Here is a 16,420-nt window from a genome sequence, read left to right as displayed (position 1 = left end):
AGTCCACAGTTCCCAGTCCCAAAAGTAGGAAAAAGCATTTATATGGGTCGCACCCCTACATTAACCTTTGATCGTGGCACATTAATTTTGCATCCACCACCTCGCAGTAAAGGCTGGATGGATTTTGCTACGTGGGATGACAGAGTAGAAAAATTTCGGATTCCAGCTATTCAATACCGTCCTCTGGTAGAAGCGCTACAAGCAGAAAATACCAGTTTTATTGACGAGGCTAAAGAGTTTTATCCAATAGAGTTAGTTTCAGGTCTGGAAATGGAGCCTTATCCCCACCAAAGTGAGGCGCTAGCAGCTTGGAAGTTGGCGGGAAGACAAGGGGTTGTGGTATTACCAACAGCAGCTGGAAAGACTTATCTGGCGCAAATGGCTATGGTATCGACGCCTCGCACAACTCTGATTGTTGTTCCAACGTTAGATTTAATGCACCAGTGGTATGCTCATTTAAAAGCAGCATTTCCTGACGTTGAGGTGGGATTGTTGGGAGGTGGTTCGCGGGATAAAACTCCTATCCTCGTGTCAACTTACGATAGTGCAGCCATTCACGCGGAATCGCTTGGGGATCGCTATGCTTTCCTGATTTTTGATGAATGTCACCACCTACCAACAGATTTTAACCGGGTGATTGCTGAATATGCGATCGCACCCTATCGTTTGGGGTTATCTGCTACACCGGAACGGACTGATGGTAAGCATGCGGATTTAAATATTTTAATAGGACCGGAGGTTTATCGTAAAAGGGCTGAGGAACTCGCAGGGAAGGCGTTAGCAGAACACGAAATTGTCCAAATAAAAGTTAAACTTTCACAACAAGAAAGGGAAAAGTATAATCAACTGATTCAAACTCGCAATGATTTTTTGAAAGAATCAAAGATTTCTTTGGGTAGTATGCAAGGTTGGCAAAAATTTGTGCAGATGAGTGCGCGTTCTCAGGCGGGACGCAGGGCGATGCTAGCACACCGTGAAGCTAAGGAAATTGCTTTGGGGACTGATGGGAAGTTGCGGATTTTGATAGATTTATTAACACAGCATTATCCGGCGCGAGTTTTGGTTTTTACTGCTGATAATGCTACGGTTTATCGAATTTCTCAAGAGTTGTTGGTTCCGGCGATTACTCATCAAACTCCTGTGAAGGAACGACATGAGATATTAACGAAGTTTAAGGAGGGGGTGTATAGGACTTTGGTGGCTTCTCACGTGTTGAATGAGGGTGTAGATGTGCCTTCTGCTTCTGTTGCTATTATATTGTCGGGGACTGGTTCGGCGAGGGAGTATATTCAGCGTTTGGGAAGGGTGTTGAGAAAGGGGAAGGAGGGTAATAAGCAGGCGATTTTGTATGAGGTGGTGGCGGAGGATACGACTGAGGAGGGTACTTCGGCTAGGAGGCGCGGTGTTGAAAGAAAGCAGGGGAGCAGGGGAGCAGGGGAGCAGGGGAAAGGGAATTTGCAGGTGGTTTATGGAAGTGGTGAGGGGAAAAGTTATAGAGCGGCTGAACAGTTGGATTTGAATTATAAGACTGAAAATTCAGAATCTAAAATCCAAAATCCAAAATCTAAAATCCAAAATCAAGAAGATGTTACCTACTGATTTGCTGAGTCACAGACAAAATGGTGAGGAAATTGTTCCTAAGCGGTTGAAGGTTGATGATAAGAATTTGGAGATGGCGACGGAGTTGATTGGTTTTTTTCAGAAGGCGGTGAGTAGTACTCAGGGAGTGCTTGAGCGTCAGTTGTTGGAGTTTGAGGGTGATACTCCGGATTATAAGATTAAGCGTGGTTTGGCTTATATTTTGAAAAGCAGTTTTTGCACGTTTGAGGTGGTTAGCCCTTTGGAACCTCAAATGTTAAGAGAAAAGGTTTTTGCTTTGGCGGCTAAGTCTGTTCCGAGTCTGGAATTGACGGAGGTGACTTTGCAAACAATTGCATTGGAGTTAAGTCGCGATCTCGAACGGGAAGTTGTGTCGGAACAAGTTCGTAATGGTTTGTATGCTGATTTGTCGGAGAATAAAATTTTGACTGCTTTTGATGTACCGCAGCCTGATGGTTTGTTACACCGTTACAATTTATCTCAGGTGCAGGGGGTGTTTTATAAGGCAAGTCAATTGACAATTAATGCTCATCGGAATGTTCCGGGACAGTACAAGCTTTTGTTTCGATATCTCAAATTGTTTCAATTAATGTCTTATATAGAGGGGGATGCTGACCACGGGTTTACAATTACGATTGATGGTCCTACAAGTTTGTTTACCAATAGTACGCGGTATGGTTTGGCAATTGCTAAACTCATACCGGCTTTACTTCATGTTACTAAATGGAGTCTTTCGGCTACGCTTCAAATTCGGGATGTGTATACAAACACTTGGAGAACAGGGCGGTTTACTCTGAATTCTGATTGCGGTTTGGTGACTCATTATCCCCCAGGCAAGCCTTATGATAGTATGTTGGAACATTCTTTTGCTGATAAGTGGGATGCTCTAAAAACGGATTGGGTATTGGAGCGAGAGGTTGATTTGATTCCGATTCCTGGAAGTGTGATGATTCCAGATTTTAGATTGGTTCATCCCGATGGACGTTCGTTTTTATTAGAGATTGTGGGATATTGGCGACCGGAGTATTTACAAAAAAAGTTTGCACAGGTTCGTCGCGCTCAATCTCATAATTTGATTTTGGCTATTTCTGAGCGATTGAATTTGGAAAAAGCAGGTGTTAAATTGAATGATGTTCCGGCTCGGATTATTTGGTTTAAGGATAAATTGTTACCGAAATCTGTCCTGGCAGTGCTAGAGTGATGGATGGCTAAGGTGTAATCGCTTGCTTAACACAATAAGTATTGACAATCTGCTCATCTCATGGATGATAGTGTCAGGGTCTAGTTTCTGCTAAATCAGAAGTATGGGTAAAAATAAATTTACAACTTTATCTTTCATAGCTACTGCTATTTTATGGAACATTAATGCATCTTGTACCTTGGCTCAGGAAATGAATCCTCACATCAATAAGAGTTTACAAGAAAGCGTTCTATCAAGTTTTTATAACAAGCAGGTCTACTCTAGACGAAAACTGACTGCTGTATCAAGATCGCAGAATAGGGGAGATTGGTGGTTTTTCAAACCTGATGATATCTCATCGGAAGCAATGCGATCGCAAGGTTGTGTCCCGACGAACAAACCTGTTGGTTCTGACGCACCTGATTGGCGTTGTCCTCGCCAAACGATTAGGGTAGAGGTTGATGGTGGGGATTCGCGCAGGGAAAGTGGTGATGAATTTTATGAGGAAGAATTACAGGCTGTGTCAGGACCGGATGCAAGGGGTCGTTGGCGATTTTACAAACCTAATGATATAGCTCCAGAGGAGATGCGATCGCAGGGCTGTGTTCGCGTAAATTCTCCAGAACCAAATTGGAGTTGTCCTTCTTCAAGGATTCGATGGCAAAAAGAAGGTGGAGATCCAGAGAGATATTCTCCTGAGGAGCGCTATGGTGAAAGCGAAAGGAATGATGAAGATTATCCTGATGATTCCTATGAAGAAACATCTCAAAACGACACAGTGTTGCAAGCCGAATCAGGACCGGATGCAAGAGGTCGTTGGCTATTTTACAAACCTAATGATATCTCACCAGAGGAAATGCGATCGCAAGGCTGTGTTTTTGTCAGGTCTAACAGATCGAATTGGCGCTGTCCTTCCCCAACCATTAGGTTAGGTGTTGAGGCTGAGTATTGATAAGCTGAGAATAAAAAACAAAAACATCAGTGGGTAAATTTAGGAGGTGCTATCGCGATGACAAAAGCTGTTCCGAAACTCCTGACATTGGATGATTTCATTACTAAATATGGAGATAATGAGCGTTACGAATTAATTGACGGGGAACTTATTGATATGGAACCAACTGGACCTCATGAAGAGGTGGCTGCTTTTATCTTACGAAAAGTGAATGTTGAAATAGATCGGTTGAGTGTTGGTTGGTTTACACCTACGCGTTGTTTAATCAAACCTTTGGGAACAACAACAGCTTTCCGTCCTGATGTCGTTGTCTTAGATAAAGCGGCGCTGAAGAATGAACCTTTATGGCAAGATGAGCCTGTCATCACTTTGGGAACGTCTGTTAAACTCGTGGTAGAAGTCGTTAGTACTAACTGGCAAAATGATTACGCACGAAAAGTCGAAGACTACAGCACATTAGGCATCCCAGAATACTGGATTGTGGATTATTTAGGCTTAGGAGGTCGAGATTATATTGGCAATCCAAAGCAACCGACAATATCGATTTACCTGTTGTCATCTGGCGGAAATCGATACCAAAAACCTGCTCAATTTCAGGGTAGCGAACGTATTATCTCGCATACATTTAAAGAGTTACAGTTAACAGCAGAACAAATTTTTGCTATAGGCAATTAATATCTATCCGAGCGCTCAATATCGATTGTGTGATTATTTCATTTTTGGTAGATAAAATTTACTCTGTCTAGTTTTCAGACTTTTTTTACGCCGAACCCAAGTAATTAAGGATTGTATGTAAACTGACTGTGAATGGCAACTCCAACGTATGAAGTGGAACTATCCCGTTGAGAATCGTCTGTCTTTCCTAGAATATAAAGATGCTCGTAATCCCAAAAACAAAAGCGATAAAGTAGCAATTTAGGAAAAACAGTATTGAGAAAATTGATTAAATTGGTAACATTATCTCGATCGAAATCTCTATCGTCAAGAGAAAAGCCCCAACCTCCTTCTCCTTGAATCGTAAATTTTTCAATTTGATAAATTTCAACTAAACCCGATGCTAACAAAGCATTATTAATTGCTTCTTCTTGACTATCCCCTGACGTTAAAATGATACTATGATGATGAATATGCTTGTAGCCACCATCATAGTAGCCATATATATCGATCTCGCCTAACTCTTTAAGAATGTCATTAATTCTTATCTCAAGTTGTGATAATTTTTCTGCTTCTAAATTAGATTGCTTTTCTTCTTTGTAAGGCGAACAGTGAATGAGTTCATTAATAAATTTAGGTGTTTCTTGGGGAACAGTTGCAGAAAGACAAATCCAGCGTTGATTATCAGTAACTCTTCCCACAACAACTGAGAGGGAGTAATTAGAGTTATAGCTGAAAGTAAAAGCCTGTAAATTTTTGATTTTCTCTGTTAATAAATCCAGTAAATTAGAATATTGTTGGTATCTTTTATTTTTACTAGGTTCATCTAGTAAAATTTTTTGTGGATCTTTATTGTAAAGATGGATGAGACTCGACGCCAACCTATTTTCTTCTATCCACAGCCAATTTGTAAAAACAACTTCTGGGTCAGTTTCTCTTATCCAACCTTCAGATTTAATCAGATTTAAGGGTGTAAATTCACCTTTTATAGTTGCATCCCAAGCATAGGGTTGTAAGGTTGCACTATCTTCATGACATGGAAGAGAGTAGTATATTTCTTTTTCCAAAAGAACTTCCAGTGTTCCTAGACGTTGCTCAGTTTCAGGTTTCATGAATTTTTCCTCTTATATTTCAGATAAACGAGCGATCGCTACTGCCCGGACAATTTGATTGCCATCTTCAGCGAGCTGTTGTTTAAGTTCTATTGGTGTCGCTAGATTATCTGCTACTGCGTAACGTTCCAGCCAAGATGCTGAGTGCGCTCTCTGTTGTAAAATCTCAACAGGTGTCAGAGGGTGCAACAACGCCACCAAACGCACAAAAGGAACGTCTGACTCTACATACTCCGATAACACTGTCGCTAAATCATCTGTTTGGGGGTTATAGATTCGGCTCAAACCACGTAATGTAGGGCTGGTTTGGGTTGGGGGTGCAGTCGGTTGTATGACTAAATCTTGCACAGAAGCACGCATCGCAGCAGGTGTATGAGGATTTCGCGCTACAGCACGACGCACTTCTACTTTTTCATCCCGAGCAAGGACTTCGAGTTGAGCCGATGGTAAGTTAGGATTAGTCGCCACCGCAGCACGAATGGTTAAGTCTTCATCTCGCGCCAAAGTTGCTAATGCATTTTCTGGAGTCCGAGGATTTGTTGCTACTTTACTCCGCACTTCTGCTCGTTCATCTGTTGACAAAAACTCTAAAATATGATTTAGTACGCTCCCACTAGCAGCAACGGCTTCGCGTACAGGTAAAGCTTTATCTTGGGCTAATTTTTGCCAATGCGCTTCGGTTAAATTGGGATGATCGACTACAGCAGTATGCACATTTGAATTAGAATGCTGTATGAACTGAGTTAATAATTCTGGTGTTAAATTTGGGTTACGAGCAAGAGAAATTAAGACAGGTTCTTCCGGTTCTGTAGCAATTATTTTTGCCATCAATTCTGGTGGAAGATTGTGTCTTGATGCTACAGGTTGACGAACATATTGGGAATTATTTTCTAACAACCTCTCCATGATATTGACAGGAATTTCTTTTCTTTCTACCATTGCACCAGCAACTTCTTCATAATGCTTATTCAGCAAATTTTCTAACAATTGTGGTGAGCTATTAGGATTTCTAGCTATACCCCAAAGAACAGGTTCATAAGTATCATCTATCATTTTCTCTAATGCAGACAACGGAGTGTTGCGATGATGAGCAGCGCTCGATCTAATCCACGAAGTTGTGTTTGTTGCTAGTTTTTCGAGCGTACTGGCAGGCATTTGAGAACCTTCAAGATTTCTCAGCAAAAACTCAAATACTTCCTCTTGTGTACGACGATCTCTTTTTAAAGTGTCTTCTACTACTGCTGCTAAGGCATTTCCTGGAGTTTTCAAATTGTAAGCATTAGCAAGTTTCTTTTCTACTCCCAAAAATTCTAGAACTTCGACAGGTGTATTTTCATTTTTAGTTAGTTGAACCCACACTCTTCTGCTCAAATCTTGAGCGAGTTGAGTTAATATTTCTACGGGAGTATTTTTATTTCTTGCAATTTCTTCTCTAACTAAATCTGATTCATCCCGAGCTAATCGTTCTAAAATTTCTATTCGAGTGCGACGACGCGCCAAATTCAAACGCACGTTGACATTTTCATCTTGAGTGAGATCCAAGAGAATAGGAAGCGGTAAGTTAGGATTCTCAGAGACAACTTGACGAATAATTGCATCACTATCCTTTGCTAGTCGTTCGAGGATAGTAATTGGAGTTTTGTTGCTACGTGCTGCGGTGATTTTAGCTTCTCGATCTCCGCTTTGAAGAACTTGAGCTAAAGCATAGGGACTGTTGGGACGATTAGCAAAAAGTTGATTTGCTTGTGAAGTTTCTTCTCTTTTTTGTAGTTCTAGTTGAATTTTATATCTCGTTAAGCGGTCGATATGAGTTTCTTCAGTAGCGTTATCATGTCCCGCCACCACAGCTTGAATCTCCCGATCGGATGCCGCTAATACTGCCAAAAACTGGGCTGAAGTAACCGAATTTTTCGCCACAGCTAACCGAATCTTAAAAACTTTATCCTCTGCCAACACCCGCAGGGTTTCTTCAGGAGTTGAGGGATTTTGTGCCACCGCTAAACGTATCCAATCCCAACGACTTTGTGCTAAATTCGCTAATTGTTCCGCATCTGTATCGCAATCACTTGCTATCTCATGCTGTCCTTGTACCAAGCGCACCAACTCCGGCGGACAACTGGGGTTATATTGCACAGCGAGGCGAATAGCTAACTCCAAGTCTCCCACCAAGGATTCTAAAATTGCTAGGGGGGCTTCTGGGCTTTCTGCCACTTGTAAGCGTGGTTCTAGGCTGGGTTCTTCTGCCAAGCGTTCCAGCAGTTTGAGGTAATATCGTGGCGGTAAATAGGGGTTGCTCAGGGCTTGAATGAGATGTTGATTGGGAACCCACTCACTGAGGAAGCAGGGGGGAACAGGCGCAATTTTGAGCAATTCGACTGCTAATTTGTCATTTTGCCCCAAATAACGCGATTTTAGCACTTCCTCAACGGCATTCTGCCCATCTTCACTGATTTCTCCTGCCCAGTTGATGTGCAATTGTGCGGCTTCAGCAACCAGCGCATAGGGGCTATCGACTAAGACTCCTAGCAAGGGGCTTGGGGTTTGAGAATAACTCGCCACTGCTAGTTGTAAGGCGACGGGTTGAGTGTTAAGCTGTGCCGGGTTAGCAAGAAACGGTTCTGTATCTGAAATAGTGAGCGATCGCAACAATTCCATTATTAATGACCATACTTCTGACTACTTATTGTATTCGTTCCCCATTCTGTGCCAATACTCAGCAACCCTTTTTTCCCACTTTTTCCAATACTCTTGCATGACTTCTGGTTCAAACCAAAATATCTCAGCCTCTCTCTCTGGAATCGCTACAACTAAAAGAGCACTATCTATTTTAATACCATAATCTCCATAGTAATCATTCACTGCTCCTAAATAAGCTGTTAGTTGCAATGGGTACTCGTACAATCGCTCAATTGATTCTTTAGGCTTATCAGATGTTTTCCACTCACAAATACAAGGTACACCCTGATAACTAGCTACACAGTCCACTTTACCAGAATAGCTCTTGTTGTAGTGAAACACCGATCCTTCCACAAGTCTCACTGTATCAATCTCTTCTAACACGGGTTTGATACTTTCCCAATAAGGACGACTAGCCTCAGGACAATCAAAGTTTTTTCCAAGCAAATAACGTTCAATTTGTTTATGAGTTTGAGTTCCCCGACGGCTAGCTGTTGTGGAAATACGAGTTGCTTCTTCTATCCCAACGCGAAGTTTCCAATTGTTGAGTCTGTCCCGATCCTCTTGCGGTTTTGTCACATTTAGTATAGTTGTCACGCTTGGCAAACGGTTTCCCAAAGCATCAACATAATATTGTTTGCCATTTTCCCGCACGCATTTAGCGTTAAGAGGTGGTAGAAGTTCAATATGAGAAGGCATTGCTATTATATTTCTGAAAGGTTTTGTTGTATCTCATTTAAAGAGGGAATTAGTGCGTACCCAATACACTCTGCTAAACGAGGTGGTACTGCATTTCCAATTTGCCACATTGCTTTTTTCTTGGAACCTGCAAAAAGAAATGTATCTGGAAATTTTTGCAATCTTTCCATTTCACGTGCTGAAATAACAAGATTGAGATAAGGATGGATGTCAATACTTGTCGGTTAAGGATAGTTGAGGTGCCAGAACCCCGGTATCTTAAAGATACCGGGGTTCTCGTGTTCTCTTAACCGAGCAGTATTGGGATGGATGTGAGTTTCAATCCCTACTAAATAGTCAAAGAAATTGCAATTTTGTTTCTTTCCTTTGCGGATAGAGTGTAATCGGTTTCAATCCCTATTAGGGAGTCAAAGAAATTGCAATAGGCAAAGTGGGAAGAGTTAACAGGGCATCAATTAGTTTCAATCCCTATTAGGGAGTCAAAGAAATTGCAATTTATCTAGAGAATGATTGGTTGATCATCAGAATATCCGTTTCAATCCCTATTAGGGAGTCAAAGAAATTGCAATCAACAGGTAGTATTCACATGGAAACAATATCCGTTTCAATCCCTATTAGGGAGTCAAAGAAATTGCAATCAAAATGGGGCTAACGACAGATTGTGGGCAAAAGTAGTTTCAATCCCTATTAGGGAGTCAAAGAAATTGCAATCTAAAAATATTATCATTATTAAACTTTCTTTTACAGTTTCAATCCCTATTAGGGAGTCAAAGAAATTGCAATCGTAAGAGTTTAGCACTGGGTAGCCTGTCTTTTTATCGTTTCAATCCCTATTAGGGAGTCAAAGAAATTGCAATTACATAGAAAATTTCATCAAATCTTCCTTTACGAAGTGTTTCAATCCCTATTAGGGAGTCAAAGAAATTGCAATCTGCTATCTGTCGCGCTAGTATTTGCTTTGCTTCATTAACTGTTTCAATCCCTATTAGGGAGTCAAAGAAATTGCAATCAAGTCTTTTTCTGAAAAAAACCATGTCATACCTGTTTCAATCCCTATTAGGGAGTCAAAGAAATTGCAATAGATAATGCCTATTCGTGGTGGGGATGTCCAATTTAAAAAGTTTCAATCCCTATTAGGGAGTCAAAGAAATTGCAATTAAACGCTTGCCATTGAGCAATAATCATACGAATGTTTCAATCCCTATTAGGGAGTCAAAGAAATTGCAATCTAATCCTGCATTACACTCACCACCCTAAATACTCGTTTCAATCCCTATTAGGGAGTCAAAGAAATTGCAATTTCTGATTCCGTTAGGTCTTTCGTCGATAACTCATTAAGTTTCAATCCCTATTAGGGAGTCAAAGAAATTGCAATAAATATTTGGAGAGCAAAGGTTGAGCCAAAAATGTTTCAATCCCTATTAGGGAGTCAAAGAAATTGCAATGGCAGAAGCCTGAAAGCCAATGAGTATTCGGTTTTCATGGTTCAAAATCGCGGATGTGTCAATCATAGCATGAGAAATTGAAATTGAGTAGAGGAGAAATGGCTGAAATCCTGTCTGGGTGAGGTGCGCGGATGGTTCGAGTTGTCCAATAACCTGCAAGCTTTGCATCATAAAGATTTCAGCCATTTTTGAGCTAAGTTGTTTTCCAACACCTACCCATCCGCGAATTAAGCAATGAAAATTTTGTTGTCGCGAGGCGGTTCACCACCGATACCTTCGACTTTACCGAAGTAACAACGAATCGCACGAGTTTAGCTTATGCACTACATTATCGTTTATAGTGGGAGCAGTACATAATTCCGGTATGCGAATTATTGCCCGTAGCACGTTACGTTCGTTTTGGGAAAAACATCCTGATGCCGAGCAAGCACTAAAGGCTTGGTATGATGAAGCATCCCGTGCTAAGTGGAGTTATCCGACGGATATCAAAAGTATTTACCGCAATGCTAGTATTATTGCGAATAATCGTGTTGTTTTTAATATCAAAGGCAATGATTACCGATTAATTGTCCACATTCGTTACGATATTGAAATTATCTTTATTCGTTTTATTGGAACGCATAAAGAGTACGATAACGTAGATGCAACAACGATTTGAGGTTATATTATAATGCTTGAACTTCGTCCCATCAAAAGCGAAACTGATTATCGTGCTGCACTTGATGAAATTGAAAGGTTATTTGATGCGGAACCTGATACACTAGAGTTTAACCGTTTAGACATTTTAACGACGCTGGTAGAAGCATACGAACAACAGCATTATCCAATTGAAGCACCTGACCCAATTGAAGCTATTCTATATTATTTAGAATCGCGTGGTTTATCCAGTGATGATTTGGAGCCTATGATTGGGAGTAAGAAACAGGTTACTGAAATCCTAAATCGCCAACAGGCTTTGACTTTAGAGATGATTCGACATTTGCATCAACAATTGGGTATTCCTGCAAATGTATTGATTCAACCTTATCCCTTGATGAAAAATTTGGCTTGATGGTTCAGCATCAAAATCTGGAAATTTTTGGGGAAGAGCATCATCAAATTGAGTCATCGCTCTTTGCCCTCTGGTTCAATTGTTAGGTACTCTTGAATATTTCCATTTCTGATAATCCATAGTTTTCCTGTCACATCTGTAGCTTTCAATCCAGTAATTAGTGTTTCTATTGCTTCACGTCAATCATTAAAATTAGAACGGGGAGATAACCGAATGACCACGATTCCTGCATAGTTTGAAGGATTATATTTCAGGCGATTTCCAAATCCTCTGTCGGAGGTAACTAGTATCCTACCTTCATCACGGCAGATATCAATTAATTCTTCATCTGGTGCTGAAGTTAGTCCTTGTTCTCTTACTGTTGTGTTTCAATCCCTAATAGGGAGTAAGTGAAATTGTAATAAAGCACCCGGTTCTAGAGTGCGGTCAAAGAAGATACGTTTCAATCCCTAATAGGGAGTAAGTGAAATTGTAATGAATTGGGTGTTCTCGCCAATATAGGGATGGAGTAAGAGTTTCAATCCCTAATAGGGAGTAAGTGAAATTGTAATCAGCGATCGCGTTTTTGTTGCTAGCGCATAACAAGTTTCAATCCCTAATAGGGAGTAAGTGAAATTGTAATACAGTATATGCGATCGCACCCAAAATGGCACAATATTAAGTTTCAATCCCTAATAGGGAGTAAGTGAAATTGTAATAAGCTTGTTTATTTACAGAAATTGAATATAAAGATGTTTCAATCCCTAATAGGGAGTAAGTGAAATTGTAATCTATTTGGATAAAATCAATGCGAAATCCTTCATAAGTTTCAATCCCTAATAGGGAGTAAGTGAAATTGTAATACAGTTTCTTCAGTCATAGGTATCTACCACGCGCTGTTTCAATCCCTAATAGGGAGTAAGTGAAATTGTAATGATAGTGGGAAAATTATTCAATTTGTAGGTTTTTCATCGTTTCAATCCCTAATAGGGAGTAAGTGAAATTGTAATAGCAAATTGTTTTATTTCTTTATCTCCTTTTTTGTTTCAATCCCTAATAGGGAGTAAGTGAAATTGTAATATCTCTGTAATATTATCTTTAATAGATAGATTTAGTCCAGTTTCAATCCCTAATAGGGAGTAAGTGAAATTGTAATAATGCAAAAACTGGTGTTAGCTGTAATAGCAATTCTGTTTCAATCCCTAATAGGGAGTAAGTGAAATTGTAATGTTGTTGATTAATTTGATTTTCGTAATCTGCCTGTTTCAATCCCTAATAGGGAGTAAGTGAAATTGTAATCTGATGCTTTTAAGAACCCAATAATTGATAAGTTTATGTTTCAATCCCTAATAGGGAGTAAGTGAAATTGTAATCCTACATACTCGTAATATCGCCAAGTACTCTTGGAGTTTCAATCCCTAATAGGGAGTAAGTGAAATTGTAATTTCTATCTATGGCTTACCAAAAACTTTGGGCAAGACGTTTCAATCCCTAATAGGGAGTAAGTGAAATTGTAATTTATAGAAATAACTCAAGATTCTACTGGTTCAGTGTTTCAATCCCTAATAGGGAGTAAGTGAAATTGTAATTTGTCGCAGATACATGATATCAAAAGAGCTTATAGGTTTCAATCCCTAATAGGGAGTAAGTGAAATTGTAATGTAAGCTTTATAGCGCGTAGTATGGTGCAGAATTTTGTTTCAATCCCTAATAGGGAGTAAGTGAAATTGTAATGGCAAAAGCCCAAAAGTCAATCGGTATTTGGTTTTCATGGTTCAAAATCGCGGATGGATAAATCATAGCATGAGAAATTAAAATTGAGTAGAGGGAAAATGGCTGAAATCTAGTCTGGGTAAGGTGCGCGGATGGGTAAGGCGCTCGAATTGCCGTAAACCCTTATCCCAAAAGGAAGTTAGCCTTTTTTCTAGTAGGTTCTTTTTTTACACCTACCCATCCGCGAATTAGGCGAAAAAAATTGTGTCGTCGCGTACTGGCTCTCCACCGATACGCTCCACTTTGCCAAAACAGCAGGCGCATAGAAAGTAAAAGCGGATGCTGTCGGTGTCGGGCTTTATCAGTTTATTCAAGCGCGATCGCAATTTCGCATACTGGGTGTCAGTGAGTTGGCACTCAAATACGCTGTATTGTACCCACTGCCCGTAGGATTTTAGCACGCTATGGATTTTTGTACGGCGCTTATCTTCTGAAATGTCATAAGACACAACAACATTCATTGTTTATTTTAGTCTCTAAGCTAATAAAATTGTCTAACTCTATACAAAACCTAACTCTTGTGGGACGGGCGTCCTCGCCCGTCCTACTGTGTAAACAAGCAGCACAACAGCTTACTTCACCACAAGTGGTGGATATTTCTCGATTTCGCCCATCAAGTATTTAGCTAGGAATCGAGCTTGGATTTCAAAAGCTTCTTGATAAGTGCATTTGCGTCCGAGAACCGGATGCTTAAACTCAGATTGCTTTTTCTGTGCATACAGTTGCAAAAATGTTTTTCGTCCTTCCTTGGTAAGGGAAACAGCGTTACTGACAGGTTCTTGTACAAAATCCTCAGCCTTGAGGAATTGCTTATTCAAAGCGGATAGCACCACAGCATCGACGATAACAGGTCTAAACTCCTCCATCAAGTCTAATGCTAGGGATGGTCTGCCGTAACGTTGGCAGTGTAAATATCCTAGATAGGGGTCAAAACCTACAATGTTAACGGCTCCTTGAATATCATGACAAAGTAAAGAATAACCAAAGCTGAGTAAGGAATTGACGGGATCGGTAGGAGGACGACGAACTCGATTAGTAAAGGAAAATGCCATGTTACGAATCATTTGATCGAAGCAGCCAAAGTAAGCTGCACTACCTGCACCTTCCAGTCCTCTTAATGAATCAATGTTGTGAGTTGTGTCAATGGGTGCAATTGTTTGCTCTAGACGATGGATAAAACTAGATAAGTCTATATCGCTGCATTCTCGTTGACGGCGCACAAGAGTAGTCCGGTAGTTTTTGAGTTTACCTCGTACAAACCCCTGGACGACATGAATTGCTTGGGGTGTATCACCAGCAGCTTGCCATTGGGCTTTACGCACAAATATGTTTTTTGTCATTTCTGGTTCCAAACGTCCTAAATAACGACCTGTATCTGTAAGAAATGTGAGCGGAATTTGACGCTGCAATAATTCATTGACAGCAGCCGGTGAAACTGTAGCGCGTCCGAGCACTACAACACCATCAACTTTGAGAAGTGGCACATCTAAAATGGTTGTTTTCTCAAATTTGACGTGCAACCGTTCATCGACTTTCCCAATAAATGCGTCTTCTTGCGTGATATATACTGTTCCCATAGTTTCTCAATCCAAAATCTAAAATCCAAAATCCAAAATACTCTTAGGCTTCTTGATACCGCCTTACTTTGTCTGTAGTTCCTGGCAAACATCTCGTATAGAGACTGCATCCCGTACAGCGCTTTGTCTTTACGGCTTGTGGCATAACACCCGTACAGATTAGCTTTTGTACGAATTCAATGGTTGCGATCGCACTTTGACGCAATTCTTCATTTATCTCTACCAGTTGGCGTTGGTGTGAATGTGCGTAGTAGATGTAACCTGTCTTGATGGTTTGTCCAGTCATTTCTTCCAAACATAAAGCTTGGGCGCAAACTTGTAATTCATCGTTATCCCATTCGCCTTTTTGTCCGCGTTTGTATTCAACTGGATACCATTCACCATTTTCTGATTCGATGAGATCGGCTTTACCGATAAGTTTGTATTTTTCCGATTTCAGCCAGATAGCTCGAACTTGCCAAGTTTCTTCTCGATTTCCTTCTCCAACTGTGTGAACGCGATCATGTAGACTTGTTCCTTCAATGGTATATTGGTTATCAATAAATTCACTGGCACAGAACATTCTCCAACAGCGATGCGGACAGTAAGCATATTGGTTTAATGCCGCGATTAGAACGTATTCTTCTGTTTCATTCATGGTTTTTGCTAATTGCTAATGGTTAATGGCTAATAGTTATTCGCTATCAGCCATTAGCTATCAGCTGCTAGCAGTTTTTAATCGCCGTGTTATCCCCATTCCCATCGTTGTTTTCCGTCCAAGCCCTGCATATAAGGCAAAATCAGCAAGGGCGTTTATTTGCTTAACAGCAATGGGTTCAACTTCTCCTAGAATTCGATAGTTAATTTCGCCAACACAACCAATAAATTTGTTGTCATAGTTGCTCACAACTTCAGTGTTGATGTTTACAAAGCTGGGATAAATGGACTCGATGGGGACGTGAGTAAACTCAGTTCCACTATATTTGTTCCAGCGACTGAGAAGACTGTTAAAAACACATTCTCGGATAGGGAGAACTGTGTCGTATCCACCTTGGCGGAAGGCTACAGGTGTGGCAAAACTGAAGGAGAGAGTGCGATCGCGATCGCTTGCTTGCTCGTACAATTGAGCATATGTACAAGCATTAGCCCAAGGCTGTGTTGGTTGAGGAGTTCCCAAGATACTGGTAATGTGTAAATCAGCAGATCCCAAATGCCAAGGTTGTTCGGGGTTGAGATTGAGCCAAAGTGGAGTTAGTTTCCCAAAGAGGGTATCATCTAGCAGAGAGATTCGCCACCAGCAGGATGTACCAGGAGGGATGGGTTGTTCGTGGGTGCATAGTAAGGTATGGTGTTTGTGGAATTTGCTGTTGCGATCCAATTTCTTGGGTATTGGGTATCCTTCCCGATGGCGTTGCACTTGTAAAGGAGAAAGAGTAAACGCTTTGTCGGCGTTGGATGTGTGTAAGTAATCTCCTAGATCGCGATCGACATAACTGATAAGCGTGAGGAACAAGGCGTGGTAGTGTCTACCTGATAGAAATTCGGGGTAGATAGGGGACTGGGGGACGAGGTTAAGAACAAGACTGTGCGGCATAATTGAGATTTGTTAAGTAGGGTGGGCATTGCTAGCCCTGTCAAGACGGATAAAAACTTCAGGAAATTAATAGTTCTCTCTCTTCTTCCCTCTGCGTACTCTGCGTCTGTTGCGGTTAAATAAATTACTTTTAAACCGCAGAGGCGCAGA

14 protein-coding genes, 1 pseudogene and 2 CRISPR repeat arrays are annotated in these 16,420 nt (G+C 40.8%); of the genes and pseudogenes, 6 read left to right on the top strand and 9 right to left on the bottom strand.

From position 1 onward, the window contains the following. Positions 1 to 42 precede the first annotated feature (42 nt). The 4 genes from WA1_RS32040 to WA1_RS32025 all read left to right on the top strand — a co-directional run bounded on the left by WA1_RS32040 (position 43) and on the right by WA1_RS32025 (position 4,406). On the top strand, positions 43 to 1,599 hold the full coding sequence (locus WA1_RS32040; RefSeq protein WP_026134335.1) for a DEAD/DEAH box helicase family protein: 1,557 nt from the start codon (positions 43 to 45) through the stop codon (positions 1,597 to 1,599). Next, positions 1,586 to 2,800, top strand: coding sequence for a DUF790 family protein (locus WA1_RS32035; RefSeq protein WP_017740206.1), 1,215 nt, complete (start codon positions 1,586 to 1,588; stop codon positions 2,798 to 2,800). Before WA1_RS32040 ends, WA1_RS32035 begins: the two co-directional genes overlap by 14 nt. A gap of 103 nt (positions 2,801 to 2,903) precedes the next feature. Beyond that, on the top strand, positions 2,904 to 3,731 hold the full coding sequence (locus WA1_RS32030) for a hypothetical protein (RefSeq protein WP_017740207.1): 828 nt from the start codon (positions 2,904 to 2,906) through the stop codon (positions 3,729 to 3,731). Between the two features lie 57 nt (positions 3,732 to 3,788). Further along, complete coding sequence (locus WA1_RS32025) at positions 3,789 to 4,406, top strand: Uma2 family endonuclease (RefSeq protein WP_017740208.1); 618 nt, start codon at positions 3,789 to 3,791, stop codon at positions 4,404 to 4,406. Between the two features lie 104 nt (positions 4,407 to 4,510). On the opposite strand, the gene WA1_RS32020 is transcribed toward WA1_RS32025, so the two are convergent. From WA1_RS32020 to WA1_RS53560, 4 genes are read right to left on the bottom strand one after another with little or no spacing between them, the layout of a single operon-like run. Further along, entirely contained in the window at positions 4,511 to 5,497 is a 987-nt protein-coding gene (locus WA1_RS32020) for a hypothetical protein (protein WP_017740209.1), read from the bottom strand. A 12-nt stretch (positions 5,498 to 5,509) separates the two neighbouring features. After that, complete coding sequence (locus WA1_RS32015; RefSeq protein ID WP_017740210.1) at positions 5,510 to 8,152, bottom strand: HEAT repeat domain-containing protein; 2,643 nt, start codon at positions 8,150 to 8,152, stop codon at positions 5,510 to 5,512. 21 nt (positions 8,153 to 8,173) lie between these two features. Next, positions 8,174 to 8,872, bottom strand: coding sequence for a PD-(D/E)XK nuclease family protein (locus WA1_RS32010; RefSeq protein WP_017740211.1), 699 nt, complete (start codon positions 8,870 to 8,872; stop codon positions 8,174 to 8,176). A gap of 5 nt (positions 8,873 to 8,877) precedes the next feature. Continuing rightward, positions 8,878 to 9,081, bottom strand: a complete 204-nt coding sequence (locus tag WA1_RS53560; RefSeq protein ID WP_272819449.1) for a DNA cytosine methyltransferase — start codon at positions 9,079 to 9,081, stop codon at positions 8,878 to 8,880. Between the two features lie 106 nt (positions 9,082 to 9,187). After that, positions 9,188 to 10,317: a CRISPR direct-repeat array (repeat unit 37 nt; unit sequence GTTTCAATCCCTATTAGGGAGTCAAAGAAATTGCAAT). A 364-nt stretch (positions 10,318 to 10,681) separates the two neighbouring features. Between WA1_RS53560 and WA1_RS32005 the strand changes: the two genes are divergently transcribed. Together WA1_RS32005 and WA1_RS32000 are read left to right on the top strand one after the other, a co-directional pair. Beyond that, positions 10,682 to 10,975, top strand: coding sequence for a type II toxin-antitoxin system HigB family toxin (locus WA1_RS32005; protein WP_017740213.1), 294 nt, complete (start codon positions 10,682 to 10,684; stop codon positions 10,973 to 10,975). A gap of 12 nt (positions 10,976 to 10,987) precedes the next feature. Further along, on the top strand, positions 10,988 to 11,368 hold the full coding sequence (locus WA1_RS32000; RefSeq protein WP_017740214.1) for a helix-turn-helix domain-containing protein: 381 nt from the start codon (positions 10,988 to 10,990) through the stop codon (positions 11,366 to 11,368). 179 nt (positions 11,369 to 11,547) lie between these two features. Here the strand turns inward: WA1_RS32000 and WA1_RS60490 are convergent. From WA1_RS60490 to cas6, 5 genes and pseudogenes are all read right to left on the bottom strand, one after another. Further along, positions 11,548 to 11,721: pseudogene (locus tag WA1_RS60490) on the bottom strand (DUF5615 family PIN-like protein); the annotation flags it as partial. A gap of 12 nt (positions 11,722 to 11,733) precedes the next feature. Then, a CRISPR array of direct repeats spans positions 11,734 to 13,081; the repeat unit is 37 nt; unit sequence GTTTCAATCCCTAATAGGGAGTAAGTGAAATTGTAAT. A 227-nt stretch (positions 13,082 to 13,308) separates the two neighbouring features. Beyond that, positions 13,309 to 13,581 (bottom strand): CRISPR-associated endonuclease Cas2, encoded by a 273-nt coding sequence (gene cas2 / locus WA1_RS53555; protein WP_081402980.1) that lies wholly within the window; start codon positions 13,579 to 13,581, stop codon positions 13,309 to 13,311. 111 nt (positions 13,582 to 13,692) lie between these two features. Then, entirely contained in the window at positions 13,693 to 14,697 is a 1,005-nt protein-coding gene (cas1d, locus tag WA1_RS31995; RefSeq protein WP_017740215.1) for a type I-D CRISPR-associated endonuclease Cas1d, read from the bottom strand. A gap of 43 nt (positions 14,698 to 14,740) precedes the next feature. Next, complete coding sequence (gene cas4 / locus WA1_RS31990) at positions 14,741 to 15,334, bottom strand: CRISPR-associated protein Cas4 (protein WP_017740216.1); 594 nt, start codon at positions 15,332 to 15,334, stop codon at positions 14,741 to 14,743. 60 nt (positions 15,335 to 15,394) lie between these two features. Beyond that, positions 15,395 to 16,270 (bottom strand): CRISPR-associated endoribonuclease Cas6, encoded by an 876-nt coding sequence (gene cas6 / locus WA1_RS31985; RefSeq protein ID WP_017740217.1) that lies wholly within the window; start codon positions 16,268 to 16,270, stop codon positions 15,395 to 15,397. Between the last annotated feature and the right edge of the window lie 150 nt (positions 16,271 to 16,420).

The organism is Scytonema hofmannii PCC 7110 (assembly GCF_000346485.2).
In the GTDB taxonomy this organism is placed as follows: Bacteria; Cyanobacteriota; Cyanobacteriia; order Cyanobacteriales; family Nostocaceae; genus Scytonema; species Scytonema hofmannii.
The sequence above is the reverse complement of the archived record's forward strand: the minus strand, read 5'-3'. Positions and strand labels throughout refer to the sequence as shown.

Bases quoted from the DNA above. Each gene is read 5' to 3' on its own strand.
- WA1_RS32035 (WP_017740206.1), top strand. From the start codon at position 1,586: ATGTTACCTACTGATTTGCTGAGTCACAGACAAAATGGTGAGGAAATT.
- cas6 (WP_017740217.1), bottom strand. From the start codon at position 16,270: ATGCCGCACAGTCTTGTTCTTAACCTCGTCCCCCAGTCCCCTATCTAC.
- WA1_RS32025 (WP_017740208.1), top strand. From the start codon at position 3,789: ATGACAAAAGCTGTTCCGAAACTCCTGACATTGGATGATTTCATTACT.
- WA1_RS32030 (WP_017740207.1), top strand. From the start codon at position 2,904: ATGGGTAAAAATAAATTTACAACTTTATCTTTCATAGCTACTGCTATT.
- WA1_RS32040 (WP_026134335.1), top strand. From the start codon at position 43: ATGGGTCGCACCCCTACATTAACCTTTGATCGTGGCACATTAATTTTG.
- WA1_RS32015 (WP_017740210.1), bottom strand. From the start codon at position 8,152: ATGGAATTGTTGCGATCGCTCACTATTTCAGATACAGAACCGTTTCTT.
- cas4 (WP_017740216.1), bottom strand. From the start codon at position 15,334: ATGAATGAAACAGAAGAATACGTTCTAATCGCGGCATTAAACCAATAT.
- WA1_RS32000 (WP_017740214.1), top strand. From the start codon at position 10,988: ATGCTTGAACTTCGTCCCATCAAAAGCGAAACTGATTATCGTGCTGCA.
- cas2 (WP_081402980.1), bottom strand. From the start codon at position 13,581: ATGAATGTTGTTGTGTCTTATGACATTTCAGAAGATAAGCGCCGTACA.
- WA1_RS32005 (WP_017740213.1), top strand. From the start codon at position 10,682: ATGCGAATTATTGCCCGTAGCACGTTACGTTCGTTTTGGGAAAAACAT.
- cas1d (WP_017740215.1), bottom strand. From the start codon at position 14,697: ATGGGAACAGTATATATCACGCAAGAAGACGCATTTATTGGGAAAGTC.
- WA1_RS32020 (WP_017740209.1), bottom strand. From the start codon at position 5,497: ATGAAACCTGAAACTGAGCAACGTCTAGGAACACTGGAAGTTCTTTTG.
- WA1_RS32010 (WP_017740211.1), bottom strand. From the start codon at position 8,872: ATGCCTTCTCATATTGAACTTCTACCACCTCTTAACGCTAAATGCGTG.